The organism is Cytobacillus oceanisediminis 2691 (assembly GCF_007678455.1).
Classification (GTDB): domain Bacteria; phylum Bacillota; class Bacilli; order Bacillales; family Cytobacillaceae; genus Mesobacillus; species Mesobacillus oceanisediminis_A.
In genome coordinates this window covers 210,010-225,261 of sequence record NZ_VEEP01000002.1, presented here as the reverse complement: position 1 = coordinate 225,261, position 15,252 = coordinate 210,010, and the positions used below count along the sequence as shown (strand labels likewise).

The 15,252-nt window shown below is 43.2% G+C and carries 18 protein-coding genes and 1 riboswitch; of the genes, 14 read left to right on the top strand and 4 right to left on the bottom strand.

Features of this window, described 5'->3' with window-relative positions; genetic code table 11:
- The first annotated feature begins 74 nt into the window (after positions 1 to 74).
- The 5 genes from FS736_RS04665 (at position 75) to FS736_RS04645 (ending at position 5,193) form a co-directional block, all read left to right on the top strand.
- Positions 75 to 1,292, top strand: coding sequence for an MDR family MFS transporter (locus FS736_RS04665; protein ID WP_144475205.1), 1,218 nt, complete (start codon positions 75 to 77; stop codon positions 1,290 to 1,292).
- 581 nt (positions 1,293 to 1,873) lie between these two features.
- Positions 1,874 to 3,220: a nitrous oxide reductase family maturation protein NosD gene (nosD, locus tag FS736_RS04660; protein WP_144475204.1), complete on the top strand. Its 1,347-nt coding sequence runs from the start codon at positions 1,874 to 1,876 to the stop codon at positions 3,218 to 3,220.
- Entirely contained in the window at positions 3,217 to 3,678 is a 462-nt protein-coding gene (locus tag FS736_RS04655) for a nitrous oxide reductase accessory protein NosL (RefSeq protein ID WP_144475203.1), read from the top strand. The genes nosD and FS736_RS04655 overlap by 4 nt, the downstream gene beginning before the upstream one ends.
- Positions 3,675 to 4,493 (top strand): ABC transporter permease, encoded by an 819-nt coding sequence (locus FS736_RS04650; protein ID WP_144475202.1) that lies wholly within the window; start codon positions 3,675 to 3,677, stop codon positions 4,491 to 4,493. Before FS736_RS04655 ends, FS736_RS04650 begins: the two co-directional genes overlap by 4 nt.
- Positions 4,486 to 5,193, top strand: a complete 708-nt coding sequence (locus FS736_RS04645; RefSeq protein ID WP_144475201.1) for an ABC transporter ATP-binding protein — start codon at positions 4,486 to 4,488, stop codon at positions 5,191 to 5,193. Before FS736_RS04650 ends, FS736_RS04645 begins: the two co-directional genes overlap by 8 nt.
- Positions 5,194 to 5,331: 138 nt before the next feature.
- Here the strand turns inward: FS736_RS04645 and FS736_RS04640 are convergent, their stop codons facing one another.
- Positions 5,332 to 6,000: a nitrous oxide reductase accessory protein NosL gene (locus FS736_RS04640; RefSeq protein WP_144475200.1), complete on the bottom strand. Its 669-nt coding sequence runs from the start codon at positions 5,998 to 6,000 to the stop codon at positions 5,332 to 5,334.
- Positions 6,001 to 6,250: 250 nt separating this feature from the next.
- Here FS736_RS04640 and FS736_RS04635 point away from each other — a divergent pair, with 250 nt between their 5' ends.
- Together FS736_RS04635 and FS736_RS04630 are read left to right on the top strand one after the other, a co-directional pair.
- Entirely contained in the window at positions 6,251 to 7,348 is a 1,098-nt protein-coding gene (locus FS736_RS04635) for a carbohydrate kinase (RefSeq protein ID WP_144475199.1), read from the top strand.
- 15 nt (positions 7,349 to 7,363) lie between these two features.
- Positions 7,364 to 8,287 (top strand): pseudouridine-5'-phosphate glycosidase, encoded by a 924-nt coding sequence (locus tag FS736_RS04630; RefSeq protein WP_283905375.1) that lies wholly within the window; start codon positions 7,364 to 7,366, stop codon positions 8,285 to 8,287.
- A gap of 62 nt (positions 8,288 to 8,349) precedes the next feature.
- Here FS736_RS04630 and FS736_RS04625 read toward each other — a convergent pair whose 3' ends face one another.
- Complete coding sequence (locus FS736_RS04625) at positions 8,350 to 8,691, bottom strand: helix-turn-helix domain-containing protein (RefSeq protein WP_144475197.1); 342 nt, start codon at positions 8,689 to 8,691, stop codon at positions 8,350 to 8,352.
- Positions 8,692 to 8,910: 219 nt separating this feature from the next.
- Here FS736_RS04625 and FS736_RS04620 point away from each other — a divergent pair, with 219 nt between their 5' ends.
- Positions 8,911 to 9,126 carry a hypothetical protein gene (locus tag FS736_RS04620; RefSeq protein ID WP_144475196.1) on the top strand — a complete coding sequence of 72 codons (216 nt, stop codon included), beginning with the start codon at positions 8,911 to 8,913 and terminating at the stop codon, positions 9,124 to 9,126.
- A gap of 216 nt (positions 9,127 to 9,342) precedes the next feature.
- Positions 9,343 to 9,429: riboswitch (cyclic di-GMP riboswitch) on the top strand.
- 29 nt (positions 9,430 to 9,458) lie between these two features.
- Complete coding sequence (locus FS736_RS04615; RefSeq protein ID WP_144475195.1) at positions 9,459 to 9,587, top strand: anti-repressor SinI family protein; 129 nt, start codon at positions 9,459 to 9,461, stop codon at positions 9,585 to 9,587.
- A gap of 98 nt (positions 9,588 to 9,685) precedes the next feature.
- On the opposite strand, the gene FS736_RS04610 is transcribed toward FS736_RS04615, so the two are convergent.
- Positions 9,686 to 10,006, bottom strand: coding sequence for a helix-turn-helix domain-containing protein (locus FS736_RS04610; RefSeq protein ID WP_144475194.1), 321 nt, complete (start codon positions 10,004 to 10,006; stop codon positions 9,686 to 9,688).
- Positions 10,007 to 10,275: 269 nt separating this feature from the next.
- Between FS736_RS04610 and treR the strand changes: the two genes are divergently transcribed.
- Positions 10,276 to 11,001, top strand: a complete 726-nt coding sequence (gene treR / locus FS736_RS04605; RefSeq protein WP_144475537.1) for a trehalose operon repressor — start codon at positions 10,276 to 10,278, stop codon at positions 10,999 to 11,001.
- 55 nt (positions 11,002 to 11,056) lie between these two features.
- Here the strand turns inward: treR and FS736_RS04600 are convergent, their stop codons facing one another.
- Positions 11,057 to 11,332 carry a late competence development ComFB family protein gene (locus FS736_RS04600; protein ID WP_251543978.1) on the bottom strand — a complete coding sequence of 92 codons (276 nt, stop codon included), beginning with the start codon at positions 11,330 to 11,332 and terminating at the stop codon, positions 11,057 to 11,059.
- A gap of 202 nt (positions 11,333 to 11,534) precedes the next feature.
- Here FS736_RS04600 and FS736_RS04595 point away from each other — a divergent pair, with 202 nt between their 5' ends.
- The 4 genes from FS736_RS04595 to gnd all read left to right on the top strand — a co-directional run bounded on the left by FS736_RS04595 (position 11,535) and on the right by gnd (position 15,197).
- A complete protein-coding gene (locus tag FS736_RS04595) occupies positions 11,535 to 12,050 on the top strand; it encodes a type 1 glutamine amidotransferase domain-containing protein (protein ID WP_144475193.1) in 516 nt (171 codons plus the stop codon).
- A 382-nt stretch (positions 12,051 to 12,432) separates the two neighbouring features.
- Positions 12,433 to 13,182, top strand: a complete 750-nt coding sequence (gene map / locus FS736_RS04590) for a type I methionyl aminopeptidase (protein ID WP_144475192.1) — start codon at positions 12,433 to 12,435, stop codon at positions 13,180 to 13,182.
- Between the two features lie 128 nt (positions 13,183 to 13,310).
- Entirely contained in the window at positions 13,311 to 14,171 is an 861-nt protein-coding gene (locus FS736_RS04585; protein ID WP_144475191.1) for a MurR/RpiR family transcriptional regulator, read from the top strand.
- A 129-nt stretch (positions 14,172 to 14,300) separates the two neighbouring features.
- On the top strand, positions 14,301 to 15,197 hold the full coding sequence (gene gnd, locus FS736_RS04580) for a phosphogluconate dehydrogenase (NAD(+)-dependent, decarboxylating) (RefSeq protein ID WP_144475190.1): 897 nt from the start codon (positions 14,301 to 14,303) through the stop codon (positions 15,195 to 15,197).
- Positions 15,198 to 15,252 lie beyond the last annotated feature (55 nt).

Below are 15,252 nucleotides of genomic sequence, written 5' to 3'. Positions count from 1 at the left end.
TTTTAATTTGGGTATTTTCATAATATTGGATATTTGCTATGATTTAGGAATCTAACTTTCCGAGGTAAAAAGAAATGAATAAACTAAAAAACTATTATCGCCAATTCCATCCGATTGTCTGGGTGCTGCTGAGCGGTACTGTCCTTGCGAGGGGATCCGCGTTCGCAACATTGCCGTTCCTGGCCATCTACCTTTCTAGGAATCTGGATTTGCATCCTGTATTGATTGGATTGACGATTGGAATCAGCCCATTGTCTGGTGTGATCGGCGGCTTTCTGGGCGGCCATTTGTCAGACAGATATGGCCGTAAGCCAGTCATGATCGGTTCGTTGTTCGCGATGTCGCTTGTCTATTTTGGCTTCATGATCGCTGAGACACCGGGCTGGTTCATTATTTTAAATGCATTGAATGGCTTGAGCGGATCATTCTTCGAACCGACCAGCCAGGCACTGATTGCCGATTTGACGGAAAAAAGCAAGCGGATGAGGGCCTTTTCACTCAGATATACGGCCATCAATATCGGAGCATCAGTCGGTCCATTGCTTGGTGCCTATCTGGCAGTGGTTTCTGCCAAATCAGCTTTCATGGTGACGGGGATTATGTATTTCGTCTATGTTTTGATCCTGGCACTGATGATGAAGAAATATGATCTGGGCAACCCGGCAGGTGGAGGGGCAAGCAAAGTAACGATTGCCAGTTCCTTAAAAATCATCAGCAAAGATAAGGCATTGAGATATTTGATATTGGGAACGATCATCATTAATTTTGGGTATTCACAAATGGAATCCACTGTGCCGCAATATCTTGAATCGTCGATTGCAAACGGGGTATTTGTCTATTCCGTGATGCTGTCCATCAATGCAATTCTGGTCGTCCTGCTGCAAATGCCAATCAGCCACTTTGCGGAAAGGTTCAAAACGATGCAGGTGATGATGGCAGGTGCGGTCTTCCTGTCATTGGGAATGCTGACGTTTAGCTTTGTAACTGGCTGGGTCACAGGCATTACGGCAATTGTTTTTATTACAATTGGAGAGATACTCATCTTCCCATCAAGCAGTTATCTGGTCGATCAGCTTGCAACGGATGAACTGAGGGGCACCTATTTCGGAGCGGCACAATTTCGGAGAATCGGCCATTTCCTCGGACCGATTGCGGGCGGATATTTATTGAAGGAAGCAGGCGGAACCATATTATTTATGTTCATATCCCTGGCTGTGCTTGGCAGTATCCTGTTTTTCGTCCAGGGCAACAGAATTTTTGTAAAAAAAATACCCCCTGCTATTGAAAACTAGCAAAAAGAGCAAGATTCGATCGAGAATCTTGCTCTTTTTGCGTTTTTTTAGGAAAGGGATCATCCGAACAGAATGTTATATAGCGAAAAAATAATTTATCTAGCGGAAATCCTAAATATATAGTGGGAAAATAATTTATATAGCGAACAACATTTTTATATAACGAGAATTTCATTCTTATAGAGATTTGGAAAAAACTGGCGAAAAAAAGAAGCCGGTCAATTCATTACTCGGCTTCCTTGCCCGGTGGGTCAGGCTGGCACATTTTATCAACGGCGACGCCAATCACTAGCATCATGACAATCGGAATGGAGAAGTTCAGTATATGAACAATCGTCATGCCCATTACCTCCTCGAATTAATTAGATATACATATTACTTACATTATATTGCATTTGTCACAAAATAGACACATTTGATTTTTGATTATTCTGAAACTTAAAGTCCGAATCTGTAATTGCGTTATATATCCTCTCTTAAGACTCCGTATGGACTTCAACGTTTCCCAACAAATATTTCAAGATTTCATCACATTTATTTGCTAGTTTTAAAAGAGAAACTTTCCGGGAGGGGGCGGCAGTATGCACAGGCTGCAAGGGCCATTTTGGTTTATCATACTTTTGCTTCTTTGGCTTGTGCCTGTTGATGCCAGCGCCGAAGATCTTAAGGTGGAGGAAGGCCAATCGATCCAAAGGATGCTTGACCAGGCGGAAGCAGGAGACATCCTCACAATCTTTCCAGGGACCTATAGGGAAAATATTGTGATCAATAAGCGAATGACACTGAAAGGAGAACCAGGGGCAAAAATTGATGGCGGGGGAAAAGGCAATGTCATCGAAATCACCGCACCTGATGTCACCGTTAAAGGACTGACGATACAAAACAGCGGTTCAGGGCAGGAGGACAGCGGGATTTTCATTAAGAAAGCTGATGGGAATATTATTGAAAACAATACATTGAAAGATGTCCATAATGGAATTTATATAGCGAACAGCATGGATAATCGGGTGCTGAAAAATAGCATAACAAGTTATGAATCCCATTTTTCGAAGCGGGGAAACGGGATCCACATGTTCAAGGGCGGCGGCCATTTGCTAAAGGAGAATGAAATCGCTGCTGTCCAGGATGGTATTTACTATGACTTTACGGAACATGTCAAAGTAACAGGAAATCATGTCAGTGATTCACGATATGGAATGCATTTCATGTTCAGTGAAGACATTTCTGCAGAGGGGAACCATATCGAAAAGAATGTGACCGGGTTCATGGTGATGGATTCGGCAGACATCATATTCATTGAAAACAGGGTAACCGATCACTTTCATTTCCGGGGTTTTGGCATAATCATTTATGAAACGAAGAATGTCCTGGTTGAGCGCAATGAAATGTTACGGAACAGCACAGGATTGTCCTTGGAAAACGGAATGAATCTATCAATCAACAGGAACCTGATTGCGGCAAACCAGGTTGGGCTTGAATTCGTGGGAAAAAATAAAAACAATCTTTTGGCTGAAAACAATTTTATCGGCAATGTGGTCCAGTCCAGGATTTCGGGGGAAGACATGAGGCTGGATGATGGATTGAAGGGAAACTACTGGGATGATTACAGCAGTTTTGACCTTTCGGGCGATGGCATTGGCGAAGAGGCCTATAAGGCTGGCTCTTTATATGACCGTATTCTTCGTAAACAACCGTACTGGCAATTCTTTTTCGAAAGCCCGTCTGTCAAGCTGTGGACAAAGGCGGAATCCTTATTTCCAAGCTTTGGATCGGCAGAGGTCTATGATGCGCGTCCGCTGATAGAACCGGCAGAAATCCAACTCTCTGCTGCACAGCAGAATGGGGACCAGTGGAGGTACGGAGTAATTGGAATGGTATTTATTGCGATATCGTTATTAGTCATTGTGAAAGGAAGGAAATTCAGATGATCAAGAAGCTTGGTATATTACTGCTCCTTTCAGCGACAGCTGCTGGCTGCAGCAACAATGTGATGGGGCCGGAGGAAATCAACCCGGAGATTGATGTTTGCGAAGTCTGTAATATGGGTCTTGCCCATGAGCACTATGCCACTGAGGTCGTTGCCGCTGATGGGGAAGTATATAAGTTTGATGATATTGGCTGTATGGATGAGTTCCTTGAGAGGGAAGCAGATCTTCAGGATGAAAAGGCAGCCAAAAAATATGTGCGTGATGTGGATACAGGTGAATGGGTGGAACTGCAAAACGCTTTCCATGCCTACCATCCTGATTTCTGGACACCGATGGCAAATGGAGTGGTAAGCTTCAAGGACAAGGAGAGTGCTGAACAATATGTGAAAAAACAGGGCATGGGAGAAGTGCTGAATTATAAAGAGTTAAAAAAACATGAGTGGAGCTGGGAGCAATGATGCATATTGCCAGGCAGCAGATGACCCTGTTGATGAGAAGCCACTGGCTGGCAGGCTTTGGCTTGCTGTTCTCATCTCTTGCCGTCATGGTTGCATTCCTCGGGAACACCGGGGGCTCAGGCTTCGATGGATTTAACCGGATGACAGCGAGCCTCCTGAATATCAATTTATTGCTGATCCCCCTGCTTTCACTTTTAATTGGGAGCCTGTTCCTGTCTGGTGAAAAGGAGGATCGGGGGCTGATGCTGCTTCTGACGTATCCTGTTTCGCCCTGGAGTGTGATCCTCGGAAAATATACAGGTTTGTTTGTCGCCATCTGGTCTGTGCTGACATTTGGATATGGAGCAGCGCTGCTGGTGATTTTCTTTTTAGGCGCGGGTGTTTCTATATCACTGCTGTTATTATTTTATCTCTACTCCATATTGCTTGCGGCGATTTGTCTGTCACTGGCGATGGTGATTGGGACCATTGCCAAATCGCGATTCCAGGCGCTTGGCATCAGTTTGATTGTCTGGGCATTCCTGGTCCTGTTCTATGAATTTATCATTATGGGTTTAAGCATGCTCCTAATGAAGCAATGGCTGCTGCCTATGTTGACAGTGTCGATTTTCCTGAACCCGATAGAACTGATCCGGGTCCAGTCGATCCTATCGCTTGATGGCGCATCGGTATTTGGCCCGCGATTATATGATTTGACGATCTGGGCGGATGGCATGATGGGAAAAATGCTGTTTATTCTTGCTGTCTTGCTCTGGATGGTTTTGCCGGTGGTTTTTTCGGTGCGCAGGCTGAAAAGGGGTGTTGCAGATGAATGAGGAATGGATCAGGATTGAAGCACTGGCCAAGCATTACAGTGAGACAAAAAAGGTTAAAGATATCAGTTTTTCTATCAACAAGCCGGAAATCTTCGCTCTTTGCGGCGGAAACGGTGCGGGAAAAAGTACGTTGATTAAAATGCTGACAGGCATCATGAAGCCGACCAGTGGGAAGGTTTTTCTCGAAGGGAGTGAAATCGACCCGCGAAACCATGATTTTAAAGAACTGTTTTCGTATATGCCAGATGAAATGTTATTCCCGCGCCAATTGACTGCTCTTGAAGTGTTGACATTTTTTGCGAGATTAAGAGGCATCAGTGATGAAAGAGTGAATGAAGCACTTCAGCAGGTCGGTTTATTTGAAGTGCGTCATATGCAGATCAAACAATATTCAAAAGGCATGCAGCAGCGGCTTTCCCTGGCGCAGGCACTGCTCCCTGATGTTCCATTAAGGATTCTCGACGAACCGACTAATGGGCTTGATCCACTCTGGGTGTTACGCTTCAAGGAAATTATTCAGGAAGAGAAGCGGCAGGGAAAAACGATTTTTTTCACTACCCATATTCTCAGTCTTGTAGAGGAATTGGCTGACCGGGCTGCCTTCATGGAAGAAGGGAAGATGAAGGTCTGTGATGCCGTCGATTCACTTATCCATCAGAACGGCAGCTACCTTCCATTGGAAAAAGTATTTTTCAATTAGCATTCCTCCGTTCCACTAGCGGCACTGGTGAATAAGAAAACTCCCGGTAAAATGGTACCGGGAGTTTTTTCGTTTTATCAAAGCTTTCTTTTCGAAACGTGAGCTGTTATTCCTTTTTGAAGCATCGGAAAAAACTTATCAATGACCGCTTTCTTTTTTGCTGCTGTCTTCCATATTGTTTTCGCTATCTTTATTCATGTCTTCCATATCGTTTTCATTATCTTTATTCATGCTGCCCGAATTCATCTTCATTTTCTTCATATATCTTTCATTTGCCATCTGGTCGATTTGCTCCCATGAAGCCATCATTGCGTTTTTATCGCTGTTTTCTGCGATGAATTTTTCGGCGCTTCCCTGATCTTTGAAGAAAGCATATCCGTATTTCATCGGTGTTTTAATCTCGGCTTTAACAGGTATGGCGGCATCTGCATCAATCCATTCTGATGTCAGGTAGTCACGCACCCATTTTTCCTCGAATTCAACTTCATCGCGTCTGGGTGTATTCAACAGACATCCAGAATCATCAAAGAACACATAGTCACCGTCTTTGGTTTTCGCCTGTGCCGTGAAAACGCCCATCGGATCTTTTTCAGGATATACCTTCATATTGCAGAAAGCACAGACATCGTCAGCGCCTGGCTCATGTGGGCCGTCTGCGTGATCATCTGCTTCATTCTCTTCATGTTTCATTTCTTTAGCTGCGGTATCCTGGTCATCTTTTGGCTCGTTTTTGGCAGAGTCATTACCGCAGGCTGAAACGATTGTCATCAACATTATTGCCATCATGACAGCAAGGAATTTCTTCATACAATCTCCTCCTTTGATCGAATATAATCCTATCAGGGAGTTGTGATTAAAATGCGAAAAAAACGTGGGGAAAAAGTGAGATACACCGGTTTTTTTTGACGATTTTATGACAGGAATTCAAAAAGTGCGGGAATATCACTATTCATGTCTTTGTGATAATTTAACTGAATTTTAATAGTCTTGAGTATATTTGGACAAAAGTATAAGATTTAAATGATAGCTATATTTTGGAAATAGCGAGGTGCTCGACATGAACGATGTAGAGGCTCTTATTTTAAAATTGATAATAGAGGATCCGTACATTTCACTGAATGATCTTGCCGCTAAGACGGATGTGCCGAAAGATGCAGTTGCCGGCTATATCTCCTCCTTAACAAAGCAAGGGAAAATTTTGGGGAGAGCCTATATGTTGCCAGAGAGACGCCAAGTGTTATGTGTAGGCGGTGCAAATATAGACCGAAAGATATGGGCGAAAGGTGTGCTGGAACTGGGCACTTCGAATCCGGCTGAGAGCTCAAAGTCTTGCGGCGGGGTTGCCAGGAATATTGCGGAGAATCTGGGGAGGCTCGGGAATAATGTCAGTGTGCTGACAGTTGTGGGCGATGACCATGAAGGACACTGGCTGATGGAATACACAAGGGCGTTCGTCGATGTCACTCCGTCCGAGTTCCTCAATGGTCAGTCTACTGGGACCTATACGGCAGTCCTGGACCATGATGGGGAAATGACTGTCGCTTTAGCCGAGATGTCAGTCTATGATTCTATCACTCCAGCATTCATCGATCCCAAATGGGGTTATTTTGCTTCAGCGGATTTCATCATGCTGGACACCAATTTTCCGGCAGATGTGCTGGAGCGGATTATCGAGCGATGCCGCAAGGAAAACATCGAGCTTTGTATCACACCTGTTTCATCGCCGAAAGCGAGGAAATTGCCTGACAACCTGCTGGGGGTTACCTGGCTGATTGCCAATAAGGAGGAAGCGGAAGCGATTTCGGGCATCACAATTGAAAACGAAGGCGACTTTTTCAGGGCTGCAGAGATCATCATACATAAAGGTGTCGAAAAGGTTGTCATCAGCCGCGGAGATAAAGGATTGATCTATTTTACAAGAAAAGGTGAAGCTGGAGTCCTGATTCCCCCAGCGATCTCTGTCATCGATGTGACTGGAGCGGGTGATTCGCTCGTCGCCGGGATCATCTATGCCCATCTTAATGGAATCCCGACTGAGGATGCCTGTAAGATCGGGATGGCCTGTTCGATTATTACCTTGCAGTCGATCGAAACAGTGAACCCCATCTTGAATAATAAACAGTTACTCGAAACTTTCAAACAAAACTTTAAATAAGCGAGGTACAACATGCTGGAGAAGTGGCTTGATTTTTCACAGGAAGTAATAGAAGCGAAGAACGCGGGCAGACCGATCGTTGCTCTGGAATCTACGATTATATCACATGGGATGCCTTATCCACAGAATGTCCAGACAGCAAGGGAGGTAGAGCAGATCATCCGTGATAATGGGGCGGTTCCTGCAACCATTGCCATTCTTGATGGTAAAATTAAGATCGGGCTCTCGGATGAAGAACTGAAGTACCTGGGCAAAAGCAAGAATGTAGAAAAAACCAGCAGACGGGACCTCGCGTATCTGTTATCAACCGGTAAAAATGGAGCAACAACAGTGGCAGCCACAATGATCTGCGCAGAACTGGCAAATCTAGAGGTATTTGTGACAGGAGGAATTGGCGGTGTACATCGTGAAGCGGGAACAACGATGGATATTTCTGCCGACCTGCAAGAACTGGCAAAAACAAATGTAGCAGTAGTATGTGCAGGCGCCAAGTCGATTCTGGACCTGGGATTGACTCTAGAGTATCTTGAAACCCATGGTGTACCTGTTGTAGGCTATGGTACCGATTCATTGCCAGCGTTCTATACACGGACGAGCCCGTATAATGTAAACTTCCGCCTCGATACTCCCGAGGCTGTCGCGGATATGATCAAAACTAAATGGGATCTTGGGCTCAATGGTGGAATCGTCGTTGCCAATCCGATCCCTGAAGGTGATGCAATGGAAGAAAGTTTCATAGCTGACGTGATCGAAAAAGCACTGGCAGAAGCGAAGAAAAAGCATATAGACGGCAAGCATTTGACCCCATTCCTGCTGGGTAAGGTTAAAGAACTGACCGAGGGAAAGAGCCTTGTTGCTAATATCGCGCTTGTCAAAAATAACGCCAGGGTGGGAGCGAAGATTGCCGCCAGCCTTTCCAAACAGAGAATCAGCCATTAAGGCTGTTTTTTTTTGGTATTTTGGTCTAAGATGCATTCTTAATTTGTATTTTATAATACTCGCTACTTTTCTTTATCAATACGGTTCTTGAATTTCATGAAATCAAGGTAATAAGAAAAATCTTCTTTGCTGATCCCATTTTTTATTGCTTCGTCAACAAGTCCGATCCATTCCTCATCAACGGGGATCGAATCAATCCTTTTTGTTTGCTGGCCCATCAGGTTCTCCACAGACGTATCCAGATTGTGGGCAAGTCGTGATAAAACCTGGAGCGAAGGATTTTCTTGAATGCCTCTTTCGATATAACTGAGGTATGACTTGGAAACATTCGCTTTTTGAGAAAGTTCAGTAATAGAATAGTTTCTTTCCAATCTTAATCTTTTAATCTTCTCTCCAACCTTCATCTAGTTATCTCCTTAAAATTCAACTATATTCATTATAACGAACAAATGGATTCTTTAAAAAATACGAAATAGTATGAGAATGGAAGGGATTTCTTAAAAAAGAACGATTATTGTTCTTTTTTAAGAAAATTTGCCTTATTATGGACTTTTTCAAAAATGGTTCCTCTGAACTATACTCGAATGGAGTGTAGTAGTACCGAGTTAAGGAGGCAAATGGCAATGTACAGAAAAAACTGCGATCGATGCAATCGTCCCTCGTTTAGCAGCAGTGAACAGGGTGAATGGCTATGTCCGGTGTGTGGCAATGATTTAACAAGGTACCCGTTTTTCAATGCCATCAACCTTGAAAAAGTAGTCCTAAAGCATCGCCGGAAAAGGCAAACCTATCCAAAAACTTCACAGTCCAAAGGCTTATCTTCAGATTTATGGGGGTGAATGTAAAAAAAGAGTTCAACATTTAAGGATAGGATGCGACAAAAAATACTAGTAAAAAGATTTAAATTTTCAGAAAAATAATGTTTTAATCTATAAATTTGTAATTGTTTGGAAGAAAAAGAAGGATAGTTCCAGAAATTCGCCGACAAATATTTACATGTTAAATATATAGAACAAGGTACAATGACATTGGGAGTAAACGATTAAGCAAAAAGGTACAGATAAAGGCAAACTGGTTGAAAAACCAGGACGCAAAGTCACGGATCTAAGGTGCAAAAGTACTATGATGGCCGGGCCGCCTGGGATACTAACTGTATTTTGGGGGGAAGAACTTGATTAAAGAACAGGTAATTTTCGAAGAATTGGATACAGAATGGATGCAGCTGATCATGGAAGCATTGGAGATGGGAATAAATAAAGAAGAAATCAGGAAATTTTTAATGACCAATAGGCAGGAGTAAAGGATACATAAAGATAATCGTTATATACTCGGGCAGCTCCTTACAGAGGTGCTTTTTATTTTACAAAAAAGGGACAGCGAAATGGCTGTCCCTTGTGATTATTTATTATTGAGTTTCCATTTGTTGAACTCGAGAAATTCACGGAACTGGTCTTTGCTGATTCCGGAATCCATTGCTTCTTTCACAAGATTAACCCAGTCAGAATCAATATTTTCTTTATCGACTTGTTCATGGATCAATTGATCAACCGGGACATTCAGGACTCCAGCGATCTTCTCAAGAAATTGAATGGAAGGATTCGTTTGCAGATTCCGTTCCAAAGAGCTTAAATAGGACTTTGCGACGCCAGCTTGCTCAGCCAACTCGGATAGGGACATTCTTTTCTCTTGTCGAAGTTTTTTGACGCGTTCACCAATCACAGTATCCACACACCTTGTCAATTTATAGTTATATCATAACAAATCTGATAAAATAGTTCCATATTAAGAACACCTTACAGAACAATTATAAACAATCTTCTCAATTTTTGTGGTGTTTTTTTTAATAAAAGGTTGGGAAAAAAATAGTCTCTATAGTTATCGGCGGTTAACGGTGAATTTTTATAAAAAGTAAACAGGATAGTCTATAATATTCTTTTATTCGAAAAAAAGGTAAAATGGTAGCAATCAGACAAGGTACGGGTGATGATATGCAGAAAAAGTATTTATTGATCTATGAAGAAATCGCCAAACAAATCCAGGAGGGGCATTACCACGCCAAAACAATTTTGCCATCTGAAAATGAATTTGCCGAAATGTATCAGACATCACGCGAAACAATTCGCAAAGCCCTGAATCTTCTCGCACAAAATGGCTTTATCCAAAAAATCCGCGGCAAAGGCTCACTCGTGCTCGATTTGAAAAGGCACCAGTTTCCGATTTCCGGGCTAATCAGTTTTAAAGAACTCGCGAAAAATATGGGCGGAAAAGCAAAGACGACTGTGGATGGGTTTGATCTCGAACAGGCAGGAGCGGATATCGCGAGGGAACTGAATGTTGACAATGATGAGATGGTCTGGAAGGTGAAGAGAGTCAGGCATATTGATGAAGAACGGGTCATCCTCGATAAGGATTTTATCGTCGAAAGGCATGTGCCAGGCCTGTCACGCCAAAAATGCGAGAATTCGATTTTTGAATATATTGAGCAGGAACTGGATAAAAAAATCAGTTTTGCCAAAAAGGAATTCACGGTTGAGGAACCGAGTGAAGAGGATCGGGAGCTTCTGGATATGGAAGGATTCCATGCGATTGTCATCGTGAAAAACTATATTTATTTCGATGATGCGACACTTTTCCAGTATACCGAGTCAAGGCATCGTCCCGACAAGTTCCGGTTCGTGGATTTCGCCAGACGTATGGATACACAGAATATATAAAAAAGAGCTGCCGTTGACAGGCCTGGGCGACCAGGCTGTCATTAGGCAGCTTTTATTAATGTTTCGGATATTTTCCGACTAGATGAATGGCACTGATGATCCGTTTATTGATCCAGGCCCTGTTCTCCTGAGTGTTTAGCTGTTCATAAACCATCTTTCGGCCATCTTCCGTAGTGACATAGTGGCTTGGAAGAGTGTTCAGGCTGATGGCGATGATATCATTACGGCACTTCTGGCAATTGCAGAAAGTCTGGTAATCGGGGCTCATCATCAACACATTGACAAGAGTCGAAACCACTTCCTCCATTACATTGATATAACCAAATTTCATGGTGCTCCTTCTCTCCCTAAAGATGTCCTAAATAAATTATAGACGAATTACGCAAATATAAAATCTTTTTTTTGCTTTCAACTTAAGATAGGTCTATTTACATAATTTTATTGTAAAAAGTGGAAGTGTTTATTGATGTTTTGTCCTCTCCAGACAGGGAAGATTTAATAGTGGAGAATTTATTAAAGGAGATGTTGAATCCATGGGTAAGAAAATTGCCTGTTTAATAACAGACTTATTTGAAGACGCAGAATATCTTGAGCCTTCTCGTGCATTTACAGAAGCCGGACATGAGGTTATGACGATCGAAAAAGAAAAGGGGAAGACGGTAAAAGGCAAGCAGGGAAAAGCCGAAGTCAAGATTGATGAAAGCATTGACAACGTCAAGCCGGAAGATTTTGATGCATTATTCATACCGGGCGGCTTTTCTCCAGACCAGCTGCGCGAGGATGAACGATTCGTCCAATTCGCCAAGTACTTTATGGATGAGAAAAAACCCGTATTCGCAATATGTCATGGTCCGCAGCTGTTATTGACAGCCAAGACACTTGAAGGCAGAAGTGCGACAGGCTATAAATCCATTCGTGTCGACATGGAATACGCCGGTGCGAAATACCAGGACAAGGAAGTCGTCGTCTGCTGCAACCAGCTGGTGACAAGCAGAGAACCGAAGGATATTCCAGCGTTCAATCGCGAAGCACTTAAAGTGCTGGAATAATGTTGAGAACCCTTTTGCTGAGGCAGAAGGGTTTTTTTATTGTGTGTGCAAACTGGAGAAACATAAAAGTCGCTATATAAAAGAAAAAGTCGCTATAAAAAGAGGAAACTCGCTATATAAAAGAAAAAGTCGCTATAAAAAGGTGAAACTCGCTATATAAAAGAAAAAATCGCTATATTTACGAGAAAGTCGCTATAAAATAAGATTCTCGCTATAAAAAATGATTGCAGAGATTTGTTAAAACCGTTAAAAGTGGATTTTCTGTGATAGTAATCAAGTAAACTAAGCCTATTTGCTTTTACCTTGTGAGGAACTGGTTCATTTTGCGAAATTTTACGTATAAGATAATATAGAGGGTGAAATGAATCAGGGAGATGACGGAATGATTGTTTTGAAATCGGCTCGAGAGATTGAGAACATGAAGGAAGCTGGAAAATTGCTTGCTTCTGTGCATAAAGAGCTTCGCAAGATCATCAAGCCAGGGGTGACGACCTGGGAAATTGACCAATTTGTTGAGGATTATCTGAAAAAGCATGGAGCCACACCAGAGCAAAAAGGCTACCGGAATTATCAATATGCAACATGCGCAAGCATCAATGATGAGGTTTGCCACGGTTTTCCGCGGAAAGAGGCTTTGAAAGAGGGCGACATTGTGACGATCGACATGGTCGTCAACCTGAACGGTGCCCTTGCTGATTCGGCCTGGAGCTATGCTGTAGGAGAAATCAGTGAACAGTCGCAAAAGCTGTTGGATGTGACGAAAGAGGCCTTATACCGCGGGATTGCTGCTTCCGTACAGGGTAATCGGGTTGGCGATATTGGCCATGTGATCCAATCATATGTTGAAGCAGAAGGATTTTCAGTTGTCCGCGAGTTCATCGGCCACGGGATCGGCTCGGTCATTCACGAAAAGCCGGAAATCCCTCATTATGGCTTCCCAGGCAAGGGGCCAAGACTCAAGGAAGGCATGGTGTTCACCATCGAACCGATGGTCAATGTCGGAGAATGGCCGACGAAAATGGACTCAAACGGATGGACAGCAAGAACGGTTGATGGAACCCTATCTGCCCAGTATGAACACACAATCGCAATCACAAAGGAGGGTCCGATTATCTTAACGGATCAGGATTAAAAAATGTATGGGGCTGAACCAAAATTCGGTCCTTTCTTTTTGCGAAGTGTGAAAAAAATTTTCATCCTGCTTAAATAATGATGAAAATCTTTTGGTAAAATAAAGTGGTTAAAAAAGGGGGCAAAAAAATGGCCAGTGAACTGAATGGACAAAATGTCATCGTTAAAATTAAAGCGATCTACTCATCGCTTTCATCAAAGGAGAAGGCGGTCGCAGATTATATATTGAAGAACACCCAGGATATCATCCACCTCTCGATCACGGAGTTTGCGGAGTATGCCTCTGTTGCCGAAGCAACCATTTTCCGCTTTTGCAAACGGCTTGGGTTCAGAGGATATCAAGCCTTCAAGATTGCCCTGGCTAGTGAACTCGTGGAACCGATCAAAAATATCCATGAAGAAATAAAAGAAGAGGATGAGGTCGTAACGCTTGCGGAAAAAGTGTTCGCCGGGCATATCGAGGCCATGAAGGAAACGCTAAACCTTTTGGATGCCAAAGTTCTTGAGAAGATTATCGATGTTCTTGTCCAAGCTTCGAAAATTGATTTTTACGGATCAGGCGGTTCATCAGCCATTGCGCTTGATGCCTATCATAAATTCCTGCGGACAGGCATCCATTGCAATGCCCATAGTGATGGACACCAGCAAATCATTTCTGCCGCGCTGCTTGGACCCGGGCAGGCTGCGATCGGCATTTCGCATAGCGGCAGCAATAAAGATGTCATAGAAGCGTTAAAAATAGCAAAAGCTAATGGGGCAGCGACCATCGCAATCACCGGACATTATAAGTCCCCACTGTCAAAGGAAGCGGATTATGTTCTCTATACCACATCCCGCGAGACGCTTTTCCGGTCTGAAGCACTGGCATCCAGACTCGTCCAGTTGAGCCTGATTGATGTGCTCCATGTGGCAGTATCCGTGCGCAGGCAAGACCAGACTTTAGGAAATCTGCAGAAAATCAGGGAAGCGATTTCCATTAAAAGATATTAACGCGTGAAAATTATTTTCTTCTATTTTATATACATATGAAAAAATATTTGATACTATCATATTATATTCAAGCTCTCTTCTTATGCAGAATCTGCACGAAAAGAGTTACATAAAAAGGAGTGCATCGAAGTGAAACTAGGAATGGTTGGCCTTGGTAAAATGGGCTATAACTTGGTATTGAATCTGATGGAAAACGGCCATGAGGTTGTGGCGAATGATATAAATGAAGAAGCAATGCAGAAAATCAAAGCAGAAGGCGCTGAAATCGCAGCAGACTATCAGGCAATGGCGGATATGCTGCCAAAGCCGCGCGTCATCTGGCTGATGATTCCTGCTGGTGATTTGATCGACCAGGTAATCGAGAAGTTCACACCATACCTTGAAGAAGGTGACATCCTGATTGATGGCGGAAACTCCAACTATAAAGATACGTTAAGACGTGCAGAAAAGCTTTCTGCTGCCGGCATCCACTTTATGGACGTGGGAACAAGCGGCGGAATGGAAGGCGCACGCAATGGAGCTTGCACAATGATTGGAGGCGACGCAGAGGTTTTTGCCCATGTTGAGCCAATCTTCAAGGACATTTCCATCGAAAAAGGTTATCTTTACACAGGTAAGGTTGGAAGCGGCCACTTCCTGAAGATGGTTCACAATGGTATCGAATACGGAATGATGCAGGCAATCGCAGAGGGCTTCGAAATCCTTGAGAAGAGCCAGTTCGATTACGATTACAAAGAAGTTTCACGCGTCTGGAACCACGGCTCTGTCATCCGCAGCTGGCTGATGGAACTGATGGAAAACGCATTCTCAAAAGAGCCAAAGCTTGAAAGCATAAAAGGCGTCATGCATTCATCAGGCGAAGGAAAATGGACAGTCGAAACCGCACTAGACCTGCAAACAGCAGCTCCAGTCATCGCGCTGTCACTGATGATGCGCTACCGTTCACTTGAAGATGATACCTTCACAGGCAAGGTTGTTGCTGCATTAAGGAACGAATTCGGCGGACATGCTGTCGAAAAAAAGTAAAAGCTTGAAATCAGGTTCTCCTCTAATAGAGGGGGACCTTTTTTGTTGTTCATAA

What these genes read in the sequence shown, in the direction of transcription:
- treR (WP_144475537.1), top strand. Translation starts at nt 10,276, where the DNA reads ATGCAGAAAAAGTATTTATTGATCTATGAAGAAATCGCCAAACAAATC.
- FS736_RS04600 (WP_251543978.1), bottom strand. Translation starts at nt 11,332, where the DNA reads ATGAAATTTGGTTATATCAATGTAATGGAGGAAGTGGTTTCGACTCTT.
- FS736_RS04655 (WP_144475203.1), top strand. Translation starts at nt 3,217, where the DNA reads ATGATCAAGAAGCTTGGTATATTACTGCTCCTTTCAGCGACAGCTGCT.
- FS736_RS04595 (WP_144475193.1), top strand. Translation starts at nt 11,535, where the DNA reads ATGGGTAAGAAAATTGCCTGTTTAATAACAGACTTATTTGAAGACGCA.
- map (WP_144475192.1), top strand. Translation starts at nt 12,433, where the DNA reads ATGATTGTTTTGAAATCGGCTCGAGAGATTGAGAACATGAAGGAAGCT.
- FS736_RS04620 (WP_144475196.1), top strand. Translation starts at nt 8,911, where the DNA reads ATGTACAGAAAAAACTGCGATCGATGCAATCGTCCCTCGTTTAGCAGC.
- FS736_RS04640 (WP_144475200.1), bottom strand. Translation starts at nt 6,000, where the DNA reads ATGAAGAAATTCCTTGCTGTCATGATGGCAATAATGTTGATGACAATC.
- FS736_RS04650 (WP_144475202.1), top strand. Translation starts at nt 3,675, where the DNA reads ATGATGCATATTGCCAGGCAGCAGATGACCCTGTTGATGAGAAGCCAC.
- FS736_RS04645 (WP_144475201.1), top strand. Translation starts at nt 4,486, where the DNA reads ATGAATGAGGAATGGATCAGGATTGAAGCACTGGCCAAGCATTACAGT.
- FS736_RS04585 (WP_144475191.1), top strand. Translation starts at nt 13,311, where the DNA reads ATGGCCAGTGAACTGAATGGACAAAATGTCATCGTTAAAATTAAAGCG.
- FS736_RS04635 (WP_144475199.1), top strand. Translation starts at nt 6,251, where the DNA reads ATGAACGATGTAGAGGCTCTTATTTTAAAATTGATAATAGAGGATCCG.
- FS736_RS04625 (WP_144475197.1), bottom strand. Translation starts at nt 8,691, where the DNA reads ATGAAGGTTGGAGAGAAGATTAAAAGATTAAGATTGGAAAGAAACTAT.
- FS736_RS04665 (WP_144475205.1), top strand. Translation starts at nt 75, where the DNA reads ATGAATAAACTAAAAAACTATTATCGCCAATTCCATCCGATTGTCTGG.
- nosD (WP_144475204.1), top strand. Translation starts at nt 1,874, where the DNA reads ATGCACAGGCTGCAAGGGCCATTTTGGTTTATCATACTTTTGCTTCTT.